This window comes from Mesorhizobium sp. YL-MeA3-2017 (assembly GCF_030814575.1).
Lineage (GTDB): Bacteria > Pseudomonadota > Alphaproteobacteria > Rhizobiales > Rhizobiaceae > Mesorhizobium > Mesorhizobium terrae.
The window spans coordinates 2,514,257-2,530,257 of the sequence record NZ_JAUSVH010000001.1 but is presented as its reverse complement, the minus strand read 5'-3'; the positions used below and the strand labels follow the sequence as shown (position 1 = coordinate 2,530,257).

19 protein-coding genes are annotated in these 16,001 nt (G+C 61.3%); 15 read left to right on the top strand and 4 right to left on the bottom strand.

The genetic code is table 11. The annotated features are described in order from the left end of the window. Window positions 1-128 precede the first annotated feature (128 nt). The 3 genes from QFZ88_RS11970 to QFZ88_RS11960 all read left to right on the top strand — a co-directional run bounded on the left by QFZ88_RS11970 (window position 129) and on the right by QFZ88_RS11960 (window position 3,432). Window positions 129-854, top strand: a complete 726-nt coding sequence (locus tag QFZ88_RS11970) for a class I SAM-dependent methyltransferase (RefSeq protein ID WP_024922942.1) — start codon at window positions 129-131, stop codon at window positions 852-854. A gap of 107 nt (window positions 855-961) precedes the next feature. Next, window positions 962-1,729 carry a sulfite exporter TauE/SafE family protein gene (locus tag QFZ88_RS11965; protein ID WP_024922941.1) on the top strand — a complete coding sequence of 256 codons (768 nt, stop codon included), beginning with the start codon at window positions 962-964 and terminating at the stop codon, window positions 1,727-1,729. A gap of 62 nt (window positions 1,730-1,791) precedes the next feature. Beyond that, on the top strand, window positions 1,792-3,432 hold the full coding sequence (locus QFZ88_RS11960; protein ID WP_024922940.1) for an acyl-CoA synthetase: 1,641 nt from the start codon (window positions 1,792-1,794) through the stop codon (window positions 3,430-3,432). A gap of 25 nt (window positions 3,433-3,457) precedes the next feature. On the opposite strand, the gene QFZ88_RS11955 is transcribed toward QFZ88_RS11960, so the two are convergent. Both QFZ88_RS11955 and QFZ88_RS11950 read right to left on the bottom strand, forming a co-directional pair. After that, window positions 3,458-4,009 carry a DUF2269 family protein gene (locus QFZ88_RS11955; protein ID WP_024922939.1) on the bottom strand — a complete coding sequence of 184 codons (552 nt, stop codon included), beginning with the start codon at window positions 4,007-4,009 and terminating at the stop codon, window positions 3,458-3,460. 26 nt (window positions 4,010-4,035) lie between these two features. Beyond that, window positions 4,036-4,413, bottom strand: coding sequence for a hypothetical protein (locus QFZ88_RS11950; RefSeq protein ID WP_024922938.1), 378 nt, complete (start codon window positions 4,411-4,413; stop codon window positions 4,036-4,038). Window positions 4,414-4,973: 560 nt separating this feature from the next. On the opposite strand from QFZ88_RS11950, the gene QFZ88_RS11945 reads away from it, so the two are divergent. The 6 genes from QFZ88_RS11945 (at window position 4,974) to ruvB (ending at window position 8,560) form a co-directional block, all read left to right on the top strand. Beyond that, window positions 4,974-5,504 (top strand): DUF1465 family protein, encoded by a 531-nt coding sequence (locus QFZ88_RS11945; RefSeq protein ID WP_024922937.1) that lies wholly within the window; start codon window positions 4,974-4,976, stop codon window positions 5,502-5,504. A gap of 96 nt (window positions 5,505-5,600) precedes the next feature. Further along, entirely contained in the window at window positions 5,601-6,110 is a 510-nt protein-coding gene (gene ruvC, locus QFZ88_RS11940) for a crossover junction endodeoxyribonuclease RuvC (RefSeq protein WP_024922936.1), read from the top strand. Window positions 6,111-6,188: 78 nt separating this feature from the next. Beyond that, window positions 6,189-6,431: an AbrB/MazE/SpoVT family DNA-binding domain-containing protein gene (locus QFZ88_RS11935; protein ID WP_024922935.1), complete on the top strand. Its 243-nt coding sequence runs from the start codon at window positions 6,189-6,191 to the stop codon at window positions 6,429-6,431. Continuing rightward, window positions 6,431-6,859 carry a type II toxin-antitoxin system VapC family toxin gene (locus QFZ88_RS11930; protein ID WP_024922934.1) on the top strand — a complete coding sequence of 143 codons (429 nt, stop codon included), beginning with the start codon at window positions 6,431-6,433 and terminating at the stop codon, window positions 6,857-6,859. The genes QFZ88_RS11935 and QFZ88_RS11930 overlap by 1 nt, the downstream gene beginning before the upstream one ends. Further along, window positions 6,856-7,476, top strand: coding sequence for a Holliday junction branch migration protein RuvA (gene ruvA, locus QFZ88_RS11925; protein ID WP_024922933.1), 621 nt, complete (start codon window positions 6,856-6,858; stop codon window positions 7,474-7,476). Before QFZ88_RS11930 ends, ruvA begins: the two co-directional genes overlap by 4 nt. Window positions 7,477-7,519: 43 nt before the next feature. Further along, entirely contained in the window at window positions 7,520-8,560 is a 1,041-nt protein-coding gene (gene ruvB, locus QFZ88_RS11920; protein ID WP_024922932.1) for a Holliday junction branch migration DNA helicase RuvB, read from the top strand. A gap of 11 nt (window positions 8,561-8,571) precedes the next feature. Here ruvB and QFZ88_RS11915 read toward each other — a convergent pair whose 3' ends face one another. Then, a complete protein-coding gene (locus QFZ88_RS11915) occupies window positions 8,572-9,165 on the bottom strand; it encodes a hypothetical protein (RefSeq protein WP_137900874.1) in 594 nt (197 codons plus the stop codon). An 83-nt stretch (window positions 9,166-9,248) separates the two neighbouring features. Continuing rightward, window positions 9,249-10,313 carry a hypothetical protein gene (locus QFZ88_RS11910; protein WP_137900875.1) on the bottom strand — a complete coding sequence of 355 codons (1,065 nt, stop codon included), beginning with the start codon at window positions 10,311-10,313 and terminating at the stop codon, window positions 9,249-9,251. A gap of 203 nt (window positions 10,314-10,516) precedes the next feature. On the opposite strand from QFZ88_RS11910, the gene ybgC reads away from it, so the two are divergent. The 6 genes from ybgC (at window position 10,517) to pal (ending at window position 15,779) form a co-directional block, all read left to right on the top strand. Continuing rightward, the gene (gene ybgC, locus QFZ88_RS11905; protein WP_024922928.1) at window positions 10,517-10,984 is read left to right on the top strand and encodes a tol-pal system-associated acyl-CoA thioesterase; all 468 of its coding nucleotides are present in this window, start codon (window positions 10,517-10,519) and stop codon (window positions 10,982-10,984) included. 280 nt (window positions 10,985-11,264) lie between these two features. Continuing rightward, a complete protein-coding gene (gene tolQ / locus QFZ88_RS11900; RefSeq protein WP_024922927.1) occupies window positions 11,265-11,978 on the top strand; it encodes a protein TolQ in 714 nt (237 codons plus the stop codon). Window positions 11,979-11,989: 11 nt separating this feature from the next. Further along, entirely contained in the window at window positions 11,990-12,448 is a 459-nt protein-coding gene (gene tolR / locus QFZ88_RS11895) for a protein TolR (RefSeq protein ID WP_024922926.1), read from the top strand. Between the two features lie 2 nt (window positions 12,449-12,450). Continuing rightward, window positions 12,451-13,602, top strand: a complete 1,152-nt coding sequence (locus QFZ88_RS11890; RefSeq protein WP_024922925.1) for a cell envelope integrity protein TolA — start codon at window positions 12,451-12,453, stop codon at window positions 13,600-13,602. A gap of 34 nt (window positions 13,603-13,636) precedes the next feature. Beyond that, the gene (gene tolB / locus QFZ88_RS11885; RefSeq protein ID WP_024922924.1) at window positions 13,637-14,953 is read left to right on the top strand and encodes a Tol-Pal system beta propeller repeat protein TolB; all 1,317 of its coding nucleotides are present in this window, start codon (window positions 13,637-13,639) and stop codon (window positions 14,951-14,953) included. Between the two features lie 322 nt (window positions 14,954-15,275). Then, window positions 15,276-15,779, top strand: coding sequence for a peptidoglycan-associated lipoprotein Pal (gene pal, locus QFZ88_RS11880; RefSeq protein WP_024922923.1), 504 nt, complete (start codon window positions 15,276-15,278; stop codon window positions 15,777-15,779). The last annotated feature ends 222 nt before the right edge of the window (window positions 15,780-16,001 follow it).

Here is a 16,001-nt window from a genome sequence, read left to right as displayed (position 1 = left end):
ACTGTCTTTCGAGTCCGCAATAGGCGGGTGATTGCATGCCTGCAAGTCTGGTGAGGAATGGGGCAGTTCCCGTCCGGTGTTGGCAGGCCGGCGTGGCGGCTTTATGGTTGCGGTGAAAGGCAATCACCATGGCACAGAACATCTACGACCGGCCGGAGTTTTTCGCCGGATACAGCAGTCTCGTCCGCTCGGTCGAAGGGCTGGCCGGCGCTCCCGAATGGCCGGCGTTGCGGGCGATGCTGCCCGAGGTCAAAGGTCGCCGGATCGTCGATCTGGGCTGCGGTTTCGGCTGGTTCTGCCGTTGGGCGTGGGAGCAGGGCGCCGCGAGCGTGCTGGGGTTCGATGTTTCGCAGAAGATGCTGGAACGCGCCGTCGCGAGTTCGGACATGGCGATCGAATACCGCCGCGCGGATCTGGAGGAACTGAACCTGCCAGCCGCGGCCTATGACCTCGCCTATTCGTCATTGGCGCTCCACTACGTCAACGACGTCGGGAGGCTGTTTTCTGCGATCCATCAGGCGTTGGCACCTGGCGGGCGGCTCGTCTTTTCGACGGAGCATCCCGTCCTCATGGCGCCATCCAAGCCCGGCTGGTCTATCGATGCCGAGGGAAAAAGGACCTGGCCCATCGACTGCTATTTCATCGAGGGGCCGCGTACCACCGATTGGCTGTCCGAGGGGGTCGTCAAATATCACCGCACGATCGGCACCACCTTGAACGCGCTCATCGCCGCCGGCTTCACCCTGAACCATGTCGAGGAATTCTGTCCGACGCCCGAGCAGATCGCGGCGAAACCGGAACTCGCGGAGGAACTGGAACGGCCGATGTTCCTGCTTGTTTCGGCCAGCCGCTGAAATGGTGGTCCATTCTGGTGAGGCCAGGCCGGTCGCGCGAATATCGGTTCAACCAAACCGCGAAATGCTCTAGGTAAGGGCTGTCGCCTCCTCAAGTCCCTCCCGGCATGTCCGCTCTGCTCACCGATCCCTGGTTCTACGCCGTTGCCGTGCCTGCGGTCATCCTGGTGGGTCTCACCAAGGGTGGGGTGGGCGGCTTTGGCCTGATCGGCGTTCCGCTGATGGCGCTGGCGATGTCTCCCGTGCAGGCGGCGGCGATCCTGCTGCCGATCCTGGTCGTGATGGACATCGTCTCTTTGTGGACCTGGCGTGGCCAGCAGAACAAGACGACGCTCGTCGACATGCTGCCGGGCGCTCTGGTCGGCATCGGCATAGGCTGGGCGACAGCAGCGTTCGTGACCGCCGATATGGTGCGTTTCATCGTCGGCGCCGTCACCATCGTCTTCGTCGGGCGATGGCTCTATCTCACCTATCGGCACGGCAGCACGCACGCCACGCAACCCAACAAGATCCAGGCAGCATTCTGGGGCACCATTGCCGGCTTCACCAGCTTCGTCGCCCATGTCGGCGGGCCGCCCTTCCAGGTCTATACGATGCCGCTTCGCATGGACCCGAAAGTGCTGACCGCCACAGGCGTGGTGTTTTTCGCCATCATCAACGCGATCAAGCTCATTCCTTATTTCGCGCTCGGCCAGTTCGACGCCGCCAATCTTGCCGCCGCAGGGGTGCTGATGCCGCTGGCGCCGCTGTCGACGCTGGCCGGCGCATGGCTGGTCAAGCGCATGCGGCCCGAGGTGTTCTACCCCTTCACCTACGGGACTATCGCGCTGGTTGCGGTCAAGCTGTTGTGGGACGGCGTGGTCAGCCTTCTGTAGAGGATGACGCCGTTCGCCAGCTGTGCTTGAAGTGCTGGAAATAACTCGTTTCGGAGGGCGGGATGACAAACCCCTACGCGCTGGATCTCGACAAAAATCCCGCCAATCACCAGCCGTTGACCCCGCTGTCGTTCCTGGAACGGGCGGCAAAGACCTATCCCGACCATCTAGCAATCATCCATGGCAATCAGCGCATCACCTATCGGGATTTCTGGCGCCGCTCGCTGAAACTGGCATGGGCGCTGGCGAAGCACGGCATCGGCAAGAGCGACACGGTGACGGTGATGCTGTCGAACACCCCGCCCATGCTGGAGGCGCATTTCGGCGTGCCGATGGTGAAGGCGGTGCTGCATTCGCTCAACACCCGCCTCGATGCGGCGATCGTCGCCTTCCAGCTCGACCATGCCGAGACCAAGGTGCTGATCGTCGACCGCGAGTTTTCCGGCGTGGTGAAGGAAGCACTGGCGCTGGCCAAGGTGAAGCCGCTGGTCATCGACTATGACGATCCCGATTACGCGGACGATGCGCCATATCCCAAGGGCGAGCGCATCGGTTCGCTCGATTACGAGGATTTCGTCGCAAGCGGCGACGAGGATTTTTCCTGGTCGATGCCTGACGACGAATGGGACGCGATTTCGCTGAACTATACGTCCGGCACCACCGGCAATCCCAAGGGCGTCGTCTACCATCACCGGGGTGCGGCCCTGATGGCCTATGCCAATACGATCCATGCCGGCATGGGCAAGCACGCGGTTTACCTGTGGACGCTGCCGATGTTCCACTGCAATGGCTGGTGCTTTCCCTGGACACTGGCGGTGCAGGCCGGAACGCATGTCTGTCTGCGCTGGGTGCGCGCCAAGGCGATGTATGATGCCATCGCCGACCATGGCGTGACTCATCTGTGCGGCGCGCCCATCGTCATGGCGTCGCTGATCAATGCCAGGGACGAGGACAAGCGCGATTTTCCGCAGACCGTCACCTTCAATACGGCGGCCGCGCCGCCTCCGGAAGCGGTGTTGTCCGGCATGGCCGATGCCGGTTTCGCGGTCACCCATCTCTATGGCCTGACCGAGACTTATGGTCCGGCCGTCGTCAACGAATGGCACGGCGAATGGGACATGCTGGACAAGGCGAACCGCACCGCCAGGAAGGCGCGCCAGGGCGTGCGTTACGCGGCGCTGGAGGGCCTGACCGTAATGGACCCCGCCACCATGGAAAAGACACCCGCCGACGGCGAAACCATCGGCGAGGTGATGTTTCGCGGCAACATCGTCATGAAGGGCTATCTGAAAAACCGGAAGGCGACTGATGAAGCTTTCGCCGGTGGCTGGTTTCACTCCGGTGACCTTGGGGTCATGCATCCCGACGGCTACATCCAGTTGAAGGACCGCTCCAAGGACATCATCATTTCCGGCGGCGAGAACATTTCATCGATCGAGGTCGAGGACGCGCTCTACAAGCATCCCGCCGTGGCTTCCTGCGGTGTGGTTGCCCGTGCCGACGACAAATGGGGCGAGGTGCCGGTGGCCTATGTCGAGCTGAAGCCAGGCAGAACCGCGACGGAAGCCGAGATCATCGAACACTGCCGGGGCCTGCTTGCCCGCTTCAAGGTGCCGAAAGCCATCATCTTCGACGAGATTCCCAAGACCTCGACCGGCAAGATCCAGAAATTCCGGCTGCGGGAAATGGCCAAAGCCGGCTGAGGCCGGCCCCGTCGTCGGAAGCTGGTCAGGCGGCGGCCGTGCCAGCGGTTTCCCGCCTTGCGAAGATCACGACAGCGCCGCCGATCATCAGCACCGCCATGGCGGTCAGTTCCCCGGTGTTGTGAAGGGTTGGCTTGAGGACCATGTCGGCCACCACGATGGCCATGACGATGTAGTCGAACTTGCCAAAGCGCAGGGTGCGTCGCCCGAGCGCGACCGCCGCGGGGGTGATCCCGTCGCGGGCGAGCATAGCGGCGATTTTCTGGGTCCAAGGCTTGAGGACGAAGGTGCCGGTGACGAAGGCAGCGGCGTAGCCGCATAACCCGATGATCACCCACAGCTCCGAAAAGCCGGTCCACACCGACGTCATGATCAAGCCGGAGACCAATGTCGCCAGCGATGACGGCATGAACAACAGCTTGCCGAGCTTCGCCGTGGCCTTGAGCAGGGCCATCAACGTTTCCTGATCGTTGGCGCGATCGGCGAGCGTCCCCACAAGGATCATGGTGAAGCCGCCGCCGACCCAGATCGTGGCGGCAACGACATGCAACAGTTTTACGATCGGGTACCAGTCCATCGGTCTCTGTCTCCAGGCATGGCGGATCAGGTTTTGCGGATGACGGGCCAGGCAATGACGGCGAACAGAAGCATGCCGGCATAAAAGAGGATCGAGAACATGCCGACCAGCGGCTCGATCGCGGTTTTTCCCGCCAGCAGGAGATAGAGCGTCACCATCAGGCCCGCTCCGCTCACCGCTGTCAGCCAGAAATGGATATTGGCCAGCCTCGTTTGCCCGGCGGCGGGGAACAGGTGGTAGAAAAACGCGAAGACCGCCGATGTCAGCCATCCCGCCACCAGCGCATGCGCATGGACGGGCATCTCGGTGTGATCCTGGCTGATCGCCATCTGCAGGCCCAATGCCATGCCGCACAGCGCATAGATGATGGCAAGCACGAAGAAGTTCCTGGCCACGCCTTGCATTGAAGTTCCCACTTCCGGTTCAGCGCGACCGTCGTTGCGGTCACGATCGAGTGAGTAAACGCGCGAGATGCCAGCTTTCATCCCGGATCGAGTTGTGGCCAGTCTCCAAGGCCGACTTGAAAGCGGTGAACCGGTTCGAAGATGAGAACAAGGTCTCGCGACTTTTTCAGGTGGCGCCAGGCATCTCAAGCACCTCGATGCTGTGCTGATACGGCACACTCGGCAGTCGTCCCTTAAAAAATTTCACCCCTTGTTAAGGGTTCATTAAGCTTTACGAGCGTTTACTATGCATATCCAGTGATCTGGATTCTTACCGAGTGGTTGGAGCCACTTTGTTTGACGCCTCCCTGTTAAACTCCTGAGAGCCGCCTCATCGCGGCTCTTTTTTTATCTGGCAAACAGGTGGGTCGATAGACGAGAAGCTGTCGTTAACCGTTTGTTAAACATGTGCTTGCCTTGCGCGAAGTCCGGGCGCATTTTCTTAGCCACTGTCATATAGGCTTGGAAACCGGCGGCATGACGCCGATTCGGCCGGAAGAATGCGAATACGGAACCAGGAAATGAGCGAGCCTTCTAAGGAAAGCGCGAACACGATCAAGCTGGCCGAGCGAAGGGTTTTCTCGCAGTCGTTCAAGCCGCTCTATGACGAGGGCATGGGGCTGGTCGAGCGCACGGCCGAGTATCTCGACGGCAAGGGCCGGCTTGAAGCGAAGAAGCTTTCGCGGCTCGGCGCGACGCTTTACGCAGCTGAATCGATGCGGCTGACGACAAGGCTGATGCAGATCGCTTCGTGGCTCCTCCTGCAGCGCGCGGCCAATTCCGGCGAGATGACGCGTGACCAGGTTGCGTCGGAAAAATCCAAGGTTCGGCTGGATACAGCGTCCGCCCATAGCGAAGCCGCGGGCTGGAGCGAACTGCCCGACGACTTCCTCGATCTCGTCAACCGCTCGCTGCGCCTGCAGTCGCTGGTGCGCCGCATGGACGAAGAGATCTATGGCGGCGCCACGTTGCCGCCGCAGCCGGCCAACCGCCGTTCCAACCCGGTTTCCGACCAGATCACTCTGCTCAAGACGGCTTTTGCGGGCGGCTGAGCCGGGACTTCCCCAGGTCGTCGTCCTGTCGCACTTGCGTTTCTGGTTTGTTCACATTTTGCTGGCATCGCTCTGCGCGAAAGGTAGACTTCGCGCATGGGGGAAACGATTCGCATCATCGGCATCGACCCGGGGCTTCGGCGCACCGGCTGGGGCATCGTGGAAAGCCTTGGCAATTCGCTGCGCTTCGTCGCTGCAGGAACCGTGCGCTCCGACGACAAGGCAGCTTTGGCGGCACGGCTGTGCCAGCTGCATGACGGGCTGGCCGAGGTGCTGCATCGGGCGATGCCGCATGAGGCAGCTGTCGAACAGACCTTCGTCAACAAGGATGCGTCGGCGACGCTGAAGCTCGGCCAGGCGCGCGGCATCGCCATGCTGGTGCCGGCCCGCGCCGGGCTGGTGGTGGCCGAATATGCGCCCAACGCCGTCAAGAAGGCGGTGATCGGCGTCGGCCATGGCGACAAGAAGCAGATCCACATGATGGTGAAGGTGCTTTTGCCCAAGGCGGCCTTCGACACGGACGATGCCGCCGACGCTCTGGCAATCGCCATCTGCCATGCGCATCACCGGCAGAGCATGGCCTATCGCATGGCTATGGCCGGATAGGCCACAACAGTCACCCGAACGACTTTGTTCTTGACTTGTTCTCATTCTGTCGCTAGGTAATACTGTAGAGGTATTACAATGCGCGTTACGGAAAAGGGCCAGGTCACGATCCCGAAGAACATTCGCCGGAAACTCGGCATTGTCGCGGGGACCGAGGTCGAGTTCAATCTGCAGGACGGTAGCGCGCTTATGCGCCCTGTTTCGGCGACCGACGTCGAGCGAGAGGTTGCCGAGTTCATGGCTCATATCCGTCGTCACAAGGGGACGATGGATCTCGGGGGGATGACCGGGGACGAATTCTTCAAACTCCTGAGAGATTGATGGCGACGCTCGTCGATACCAACGTCCTGATCGATCTCTTCGACGCGGGCAGTTCATGGGAGGACTGGTCGATCCATACGATTGAGCGGCTTCGGTCGGAGGGTCCCATCATCGTCAACCAGGTCGTCTATGCCGAGATGGCAGCCGGCTTTGCGAGCGAAGCAGCGCTGGAAACGGCGCTGTCGCCGTCGCGCTTCCTCAGGGAAGATTTGCCCTGGGAGGCTGCATTCGCTGCTGGTCATGCATTTCTGGCTTATCGCCGCGGCGGTGGGGCGAAACGCTCGCCCTTGCCGGATTTCTATATCGGCGCGCATGCAGCCATACGCGGGTATTCGCTTCTAACCCGCGACCAGGACCGCTATCGGGCCTACTTCCCGCTGCTGCGGATCGTCTCTCCAGAAACCCATCCAATGGGGAGCAACAGATGATCGGCAAGTTGAAAGGCACGCTGGACGAGATCGAGGAGGATCATTGCCTCGTCGACGTGCATGGCGTGGGTTACGTCGCCTATTGTTCGGCACGCACGCTGTCGGCGCTGCCGGGGCCTGGCGAAGCGGTCGTGCTTCATATCGAAACCTATGTGCGCGAGGACATGATCCGCCTCTATGGTTTCCAGACCGCGCTGGAGCGCGAATGGTTCCGTCTGCTGATGAGCAATGTCCAGGGTGTCGGCGCCAAGGTTGCGCTGGCCATCCTGTCGACGCTGTCGCCATCCGATCTCGCCAATGCGATCACGCTGCGCGACATCGCCATGGTGTCGCGGGCACCGGGGGTCGGCAAGAAGGTGGCCGAGCGCATCGTCACCGAATTGAAGACCAAGGCGCCGGCCTTTGCCGGTGAAGCTTCCGGCACGATCGGGCTGAAGCAGGAGTTGGGCGAAGGCGTGGCGGCCGCTCCGGTCGCCGATGCTGTCTCGGCGCTGACCAATCTCGGCTATTCGCGCGACGTTGCCGCCAATGCTGTGGCCGCGGCTCTGAAGAGCGCCGGCGATGGTGCCGATTCCGCCAAGCTGATCCGGTTTGGGCTGAAGGAGCTGGCGCGGTGACGCACCGCTTGTTCAGGCCCGGACGCTATGCGAGGAGAGGGGCATGACCACCGCCCCCCGTCTCATCTCTTCCGAAAAGCGCGGCGAGGATGCCGACCAGACGTTGCGTCCTCAGGTGCTGGACGATTTTGTCGGCCAGGCAGCGGCACGCGCCAACCTGAAGGTCTTCATTGAAGCGGCCAAGGGGCGCGGCGACGCGCTCGATCACGTCCTGTTCGTCGGTCCGCCGGGGTTGGGCAAGACGACGCTGGCGCAAATCATGGCGCGCGAGATGGGGGTCAATTTCCGCTCGACCTCGGGCCCGGTCATTGCGAAGGCTGGAGATCTCGCCGCGCTGCTCACCAATCTGGAAGACCGCGACGTTCTCTTCATCGACGAAATCCATCGGCTGAGCCCGGCCGTGGAAGAAATCCTCTACCCGGCGATGGAGGATTTCCAGCTCGACCTGATCATTGGCGAGGGGCCGGCGGCGCGCTCGGTCAAGATCGACCTTGCCCGCTTCACGCTGGTGGCCGCCACCACGCGGCTTGGACTCATTACCAACCCGCTGCGCGACCGTTTCGGCATTCCGGTGCGGCTGAATTTCTACACGGTCGATGAACTGGAGCTGATCGTGCGGCGCGGCGCGCGCATTCTCGGCATGCCGATTGGCGATGACGGGGCCGTGGAGATTGCGCGGCGCGCTCGTGGCACGCCGCGCATCGCGGGACGCCTTTTGCGTCGTGTGCGCGATTTCGCTTCCGTTGCCGGCGCTGAGACCGTGTCGCGCAAGGTCGCCGACGATGCGCTGTCCAGGCTGGAGGTGGATGCACTCGGCCTCGATCAGCTCGACCGGCGCTATCTGTCCATGATCGCCATGAATTTCGGCGGCGGGCCGGTCGGCATCGAGACGATCGCGGCCGGGCTTTCCGAGCCGCGCGATGCCATCGAGGACATCATCGAGCCTTACCTGATCCAGCAGGGCTTCATCATGCGCACACCACGTGGGCGCGTGCTGACAGCCAATGCCTGGAAACATCTCGGCCTAGAAGTGCCGCGCGAATTGAACCAGCAGCAGATCAATCTCTTCCAGGAAGAGGATTAAGGCGTCCGCGCCTATGTAACCTGTTCCACCGGGAACGGCGTTGGCTCCCAGATGCGGGCAAACCCTTTCGGCAACTTGGCGATGCGCATTGTTTCCCAGGCCGCGAGTTGGCGCGCAATGCCGGCCCGGTCGCCTCTGTCCAGCAAGGGGCCAAGTGGTTCGACAACCGAGGCTATTTCCGCTTCGGCGAAGCCCGGGATACACCAAAGCGAGCGGCCGTTTCGAAGATCGTCCAGTTTGGCGCGAGCCGCCTCAAGGTCACCACGCGCGGCATGGAGCGAGACACCGCGCAATTCGTCGATTTCGAAGTCCCTATACTTTAGCGGCTTCGTCGCCAGATATGCGACCATGTCATCGAGGGTTTCCATACTGCGAAAGAGGGGGAGAATATCCCGTTCGATCTGCGCCATGAATTGGGCAGGGGTTTCCGGGTCGGCCCACCTGAATAGCCCGGGCGTGTCCCGGTCTATGCGATCTCCCCAATTCAATGGAAAGCGCCCTATCGGCTCGCAGAAGTGGGTCACAGCCCATTGCGGGACAAAGTAGCTGTCATGATCCCAACTTAAAATAACAATGCCGCGAAGCAGATGTCTGATGGGTTTCATCACAAGCCAGCGTCCAATCAACTCTACGTCGGAATGTCGCTTGAGGAGCGGCACAAGGTGACGCCTAATCATTTGGGAGGCGGTCATTCGTTGGGCCTCACTTCAATGACGATAATTGGGCGGCCATGCTTCAGTAATCTTATTGCGAATTCTGCTGTGCGCGGGCCACTCAAACCTCTTTTTCCAGTTTTCAGATCATAAACGCATATTGGGCCTTCCCCCCGATTCTCGATGACATCTACGCGAATCGCGCTGAAATCCAATGGTTCCTCCTCAACCTTCTTCAAGAGAGAGAACTCTGCTTTAAGAGTGGGCCCTCCATGGGTGAGAATCTTCTGGCGCAACCGGGCATGAACGGCTGTGCCGAAAACCGCAGCGTTAGGATACGGTCCAGCACGCTTGGCTTCGGCAAATGCTTCATTTGAAAGCCGTTGAACAAGGTCGAGTTTGGTGCAAACAGTTGCGGTTTCTGCGCGCGTCAATGTGCCGACATAGTTCAAATGCGGGACAATCTCTCCGCCTGGGCGGAATTCCTTGGCCGTGAAGGCAAGGCAGGCTCGCAAGCCTTCCGAGGCGGTAGCGGAGAGATAATTGTAAAGCTGCCGCGCGGCCTCAAAGGTTTCTTGTGCGGTTTTGAGGCTGGTTTGGAGATTGGCGGTGTCTCGCGTTCCGATTGCGCTGACGCGTTGCACGGTCGGGAGAGGCATTGGACCATTCGGTGTCCAGATCGTTCTGCTGATCGGACGATTGGAGCCGTTGAAGACGGTCTGTATCTTGCCGTCTGTCTGGAAGCCAAATCTTCTCTGCCCAGGCAACGTAACGGTGTAGCGAACTTGAGGACGGTCCGGGGAATGACGTGGGCCGACGCGCGTTGCAACGCGAGCGGTCGCTACGTCGCGACCCTGCGGCGCGACCGTTGCCGGATTTTTTGCAATCCCTCTTGGTGTGTCGGATCCTGATTGGCCGCCGCCCGAAAAACCGTCATCCGACCATTGTCCGCCATCCGGATTTCCACTGGGGACGCGCGGCTGGTTAGGATTAAACCCGGCCTTTCGGCGAAGCCTCAGGAGCTTGATGTCGACATCGATGTCGGTAAGGCTGGATTTGATTTTTCGGATTTCGGCCTCTTCATTGGGAATGTTGGTCATCGGGTCCTCGCCGTCAAATATCGGGAAATGATGATATAGGATAATATTCCTAAAATCAACTGACGGGTGTCGAATTCTCGGAGACGCGGCCATTTCTGGGAGATGCCGAAGGCGAGTGCTGTCGGCCTCCAGGCCTTGAATGCTCTGACCATTGCTGCCATCGGAATGCGGCGAGCAATTCTCAAGCCCGAAACGGAGACGCCATGTCTGTCGATGACAACCAAAATGCCCTGCTCAGCGGCATTTCAGGCGCGTTGACGGAATTCGGCCATCGCCTGATGGCGCGGGTCTATTATGCCGACACCGATTTTTCCGGCGTCGTCTATCACGCCCGCTACCTGGAGTTCCTGGAGCGTGGGCGTTCGGATTTCCTCAGGCTGGCGGGTGTGCACCATACAGAGCTCGCCGAAGGCAAGCATGGCGAGAAAATCGTCTGGGTGGTGCGCCGCATGGAGATCGACTTCCGCTCGCCGGCCCGCATCGACGACATTTTGACCGTCGACACCCGCGCCGACGAGATTTCCGGCGCGCGCATCTTCATGGTGCAGCAATTGAAGCGCGGCGACGAGGTTCTGGTCGATGCCAGGGTAGAGGCCGCGATCATCGGCGAGAATGGCCGCCCGCGCCGGTTTCCCAAGGAATGGGTCGCGGCATTCATGCCCAAGGGCTGATAGACGCCAGCTTCAAGCAATTGTGATGCGCGTTGAGCGGCAGCCTGCTTGTTGCAGCGCACAACGCCGCGATTCCTAACCTCTCCTTAACCATAACGGTTCATGAAGACATTGGTGAGCATTGGAGGCGCCCATGCCTTCGTTTCACCAATATTTGTCGTGAAAAGGCCGCGAAAGGCGCCTTTTGGGCATTTCCGGAAGCTTCGCGCGAACGGACCACAAGAGGTAGAGCGCCAGGGGCTAGCGGCGAGCCGGGCCCGGAATTCTTAAGGAACGAACCATGGAAAACATCGCACTCGCCGATCCGGGCGCGCATTTGTCGATCTGGGGCCTGTTCATGCAGGCCGGCTGGGTGGTCAAGCTGGTCATGCTTGGCCTGCTCGGCGCCTCGGTCTGGACCTGGGCCATCGTCATCGACAAGCTGATTTCCTACGCGCGCATCCGCGTTGCGTTGAACCGCTTCGAGCAGGTGTTCTGGTCTGGGCAATCGCTTGAGGAACTCTACCGCAACCTTGCCGACCGCAAGACGGTTGGAATGGGCGCCATCTTCGTGGCCGCGATGCGCGAGTGGAAGAAGAGCTTCGAAAAGGGTGCGAAGTCGCCGCTGGCGCTGCAGACGCGCATCGATAAGGCGATGGATCTGGCGCTGACCCGGGAGATGGAGCGCCTCGAAGGTCGGCTCGGCTTCCTCGCCACGATCGGCTCGGCGGCTCCCTTCATCGGCCTGTTCGGCACGGTGGTCGGCATCATGACCTCGTTCCAGGCCATCGCCGGCTCGAAATCGACCAATCTCGCCGTGGTTGCGCCCGGTATCGCCGAGGCGCTTCTCGCCACCGCCATCGGCCTGCTGGCGGCCATTCCCGCGGTCATCGCCTATAACAAGCTGTCATCCGATGCCGGCAAGATCGGCGTGCGCATGGAGGGCTTCGCGGACGAGTTCTCCGCCATACTGTCGCGCCAAATCGATGAGAAAGTGGCCCAGAAGGCCGCCTGAGGAACAACACGATGGGAATGTCAGTCAGCTCAGGCGGTTCAGGACGCGGCGGTCGAGGCCACAGACGGCGCGGCCGCCATCACGGCCTGATGTCGGAAATCAACGTGACGCCGTTCGTCGACGTCATGCTGGTGCTGCTCATCATCTTCATGGTGGCGGCGCCGCTTCTGACCGTCGGCGTGCCGATCGACCTGCCGGAAACGCAGGCCAAGCCGATGAATGCCGAAACCCAGCCGATCACCGTTTCGGTCAATCAGGCCGGCCAGATCCATCTGCAGGAAACCGAGATTCCGCTCGAAGAAGTGGTGCCGAAGCTCGAGGCGATCGCCAAGACGGGTTACGAGGAACGCATCTTCATCCGCGGCGACAAGGCTGCCGACTATGGCACGGTCATGAAGGTCATGGCCCGCATCTCGGCGGCCGGCTACAAGAACCTCGGCCTGGTCACGTTGCAGGAACAGGAAAAGTAGCCTTGAAGGCCGGCCTCACCACATCGGCGATTTTGCATGCCGTCGTGATCGGTTTCGGCCTGTTCACGCTGCGGGCTCCGCCTGGCTTCCAGCCATTGGATGTGGAGTCGTTCCCCGTCGATATCGTTCCCGTGGAGGATGTCGCGCAGTCGCTACAGGGCGACAAGAAAGCGACGCCACGCGACAAGCCGGCACCGAAGCCGACTGAGCGGCCCGATATCGTCGCCAATGCCCAGAAGATTGGCGAGAACACGGTCGATACCGACAATCCGGCGACGCCCGCGCCAAAGCCAAAGCCGGTCGAGAATACGGAGTCGGCACCCAAGGCGCCTACGCCGACGGAAAAGCCGAAACCGGAAGACGCACCGAAGCCGAAGGAAGAGCCTAAGCCGACGCCTGCAACGGAGGTCGCGCCGGCGGAGCAGCCGAAACAGGATGTGAAGCCTGATCCCGTCAAGCAGCCTGATCCCAAGCCGCTGCCGGTGAAGGAGCCTGAGCCTGCGCCAAAGCCAGCCGAACAGAAGCCGGCGGAGGCCAAACCCGAGCCGGCAAAGCCGGATGCTGTGGCCGAAGCGATCGCTACGCAGCCGACCGAAGCGGTTGCCTTGCCCAATTCGGCGCCGGCGCCTGAAGCGAAGCCGCGCCCCGAACCAGCTCAGGCCGAGACCGCCAAGGCGCCGGATCGCAAGAAATCGGACAAGTCGGTCAAGGAAGCATCGTCGCGTCAAAAATCGGAGGATGAGGCCTTCAACGATAAGGTTTCCGCTCTTCTCAACAAGCAAAAACCTTCCGGTGGCGGCGCAAAACGGTCCACTCAGCAGTCATCGCTCGGCGGCGACAGGAACAATGGCCAAAAGCTGAGCAACAGCGAGATGGGCGCTCTGCGCGAGCAGCTTAGCGGCTGCTGGACCATTCCTGTCGGCGCACAAGACGCCGGGAACCTGGTCGCAATCATTCGGTTCAATGTGGATCAATCGGGCAAGCTGGATGGCCGCCCGACGATCCAGACTTCCAGCGGCAATCGTTCGTACGATGAAAGCGCGGTGCGCGCGATCCAGAAATGCGATCAGGCGGGGCTGACACTTCCAGCAGGCAAGCAGGACATTTGGTCCGAAATTCAAGTCACTTTCAACCCAGGCGACATGGGCATGTAACGTCTAACGCCCGGATATGAAACAGGAATTCTCGATGAAGCATCTTCTCAAGACTCTTTTTCTGATCGGCGCCATGGCCACCGGCATGGGTGGACTGGCGATGCTGCCCGCCCACGCGCGGGTGGAGATCGACGTCAACAAGGGCAATGTTGAGCCTTTGCCGATCGCCATCACCGACTTCCAGTCGACCAGCGGTTTGGGCACCGAGATTTCGAACATCATCTCGGCGGATCTGAAGCGCTCGGGCCTGTTCGCGCCGATCGACAAGGGTGCTTTCATCGAGAAGGTCTCCAGTCCGGACCAGACGCCGCGCTTCGAAGACTGGAAGGTCATCAACGCGCAGGCCCTCGTCACCGGCCGCGTCAGCAAGGAAGCCGACGGCCGCGTCCGCGCCGAATACCGCCTTTGGGATACCTTTGCCGGCCAGCAGCTGTCGGGCGAGCAGTTCTTCGCCAACGATGCCAACCAGCGTCGCGTCGCCCACATCATTGCCGATGCCATCTATGAGCGCCTGACCGGCGAGAAGGGCTATTTCGACACCCGTGTCGTCTATATCGACGAAACCGGCGCCAAGAACGCACGCAAGAAGCGGCTTGCGATCATGGATCAGGACGGCGCCAATGCACGCTACCTGTCCAACGGTTCCTCGATCGTGCTGACGCCGCGTTTCTCGCCGAACCGGCAGGAAATCACCTACATGTCCTATGAGAGCGGGCAGCCTAAGGTCTATCTGCTGCAGCTTGAGACCGGGCAGCGCGAACTGGTCGGCAATTTCCCCGGCATGACCTTTGCGCCGCGCTTTTCGCCGGATGGCCAGAAGGTGGTGATGAGCCTTCTGCGCGACGACGGCAATTCCAACATCTACGCGATGGACCTGCGCAGCCGTTCGACGACCAGACTGACCAACTCGACCTCCATCGACACGTCGCCTTCCTATTCGCCCGACGGATCGAAGGTCGTCTTCACCTCCGACCGTGGCGGTCGGGCCCAGATTTATGTCATGGGCGCGGATGGCTCCGGCCAGACCCGTATCTCGTTCGGCGACGGCACCTATTCGACGCCGGTATGGTCGCCGCGCGGCGACCTGATCGCCTTCACCAAGCAGGCGGGCGGCGAATTCCAGATCGGCGTGATGAAGACAGACGGCTCGGGCGAACGTATCCTGTCCTCCGGCTTCCAGCAGGAAGGCCCGACCTGGGCGCCGAACGGCCGTGTCCTGATGTTCTTCCGCGACAGCGCCGGTGGTGGTGGGCCGAAGCTCTATTCGATTGACCTGACCGGCCGCAACGAGCAGCCGATCCCGACGGCAGGCTTCGCTTCCGATCCGGCCTGGTCGCCGCTGCTCGAGTAGCACGCATTCTCGAAATGCCGTAGAAAGGGGCCTCACGGCCCCTTTTTCATGACTTGGCCGCGTTTTGGCCGCATTTCGGACTAGAGCCTCCCCGCTAGTGGCCGAAGCCGGCCAATCCCGGGGCTTCCGGGAGGTTGGCATACGGAGTGCAAGTGTAGCGTCGAGCGTGCCCCGGCGTGCTGGTCATTCTGGCCTATCGCCTTGGCAACGGTCGCGGACGGCGACCGCAACCGAATTTTAACCGTGTTTCTTGAGCGCCGGTTAACCCAAACGTGGTTACTGGCAGATCAATGAAATCACTCGAATGCGAAGGAGAGGCGGCATGCGCCGTATCGCAAAGCTTACCACGAACCCGGTCATGATCGCGCTGGTCGCCTCGCTGGCGATTGCAGGCTGCGCCTCGAAGAAGACCCCGAACAGCGCTGCCGATCTCGGTCTCGGTGGTGGCGCCGCGACCCCCGGCTCCGCACAGGACTTCACCGTCAATATCGGCGACCGCATCTTCTTCGACACCGACTCCTCGTCGATCCGCGCCGACGCCCAGCAGACACTTGGCCGCCAGGCGCAGTGGCTGAACAAGTATGGTCAGTACGCGATCGTCGTCGAAGGCCATGCCGACGAGCGCGGTACCCGCGAATACAATCTGGCGCTCGGCGCCCGCCGTGCCGCTGCCGCCCGCGACTTCCTGATCGGCAAGGGTGTCGCAGCCAAGCGCCTGAAGACCATTTCCTACGGCAAGGAACGTCCGGTCGCCGTCTGCGACGACATCTCCTGCTGGTCGCAGAACCGCCGCGCCGTCACCACCCTGTCGGGCGCCGGCTCCTGATAGGCCGTCGGCTTCGGCCGGCCAGCCAATTGCAGATCATCGAAAAGGCGGCTTCGGCCGCCTTTTTTGCAACCTTTTGTTTCTTGGACATCTGGCCGAAACAAAATTTGGCCGAAGTCTCGCGCCCTGCTAAAAGCGGATGCGTTCGGGTCGGTCTACCGTCTCCAAGGCGATGATCGGCTTCCGGGCATTGAACCGTTTGACCTTGATGGCGAGAGACCA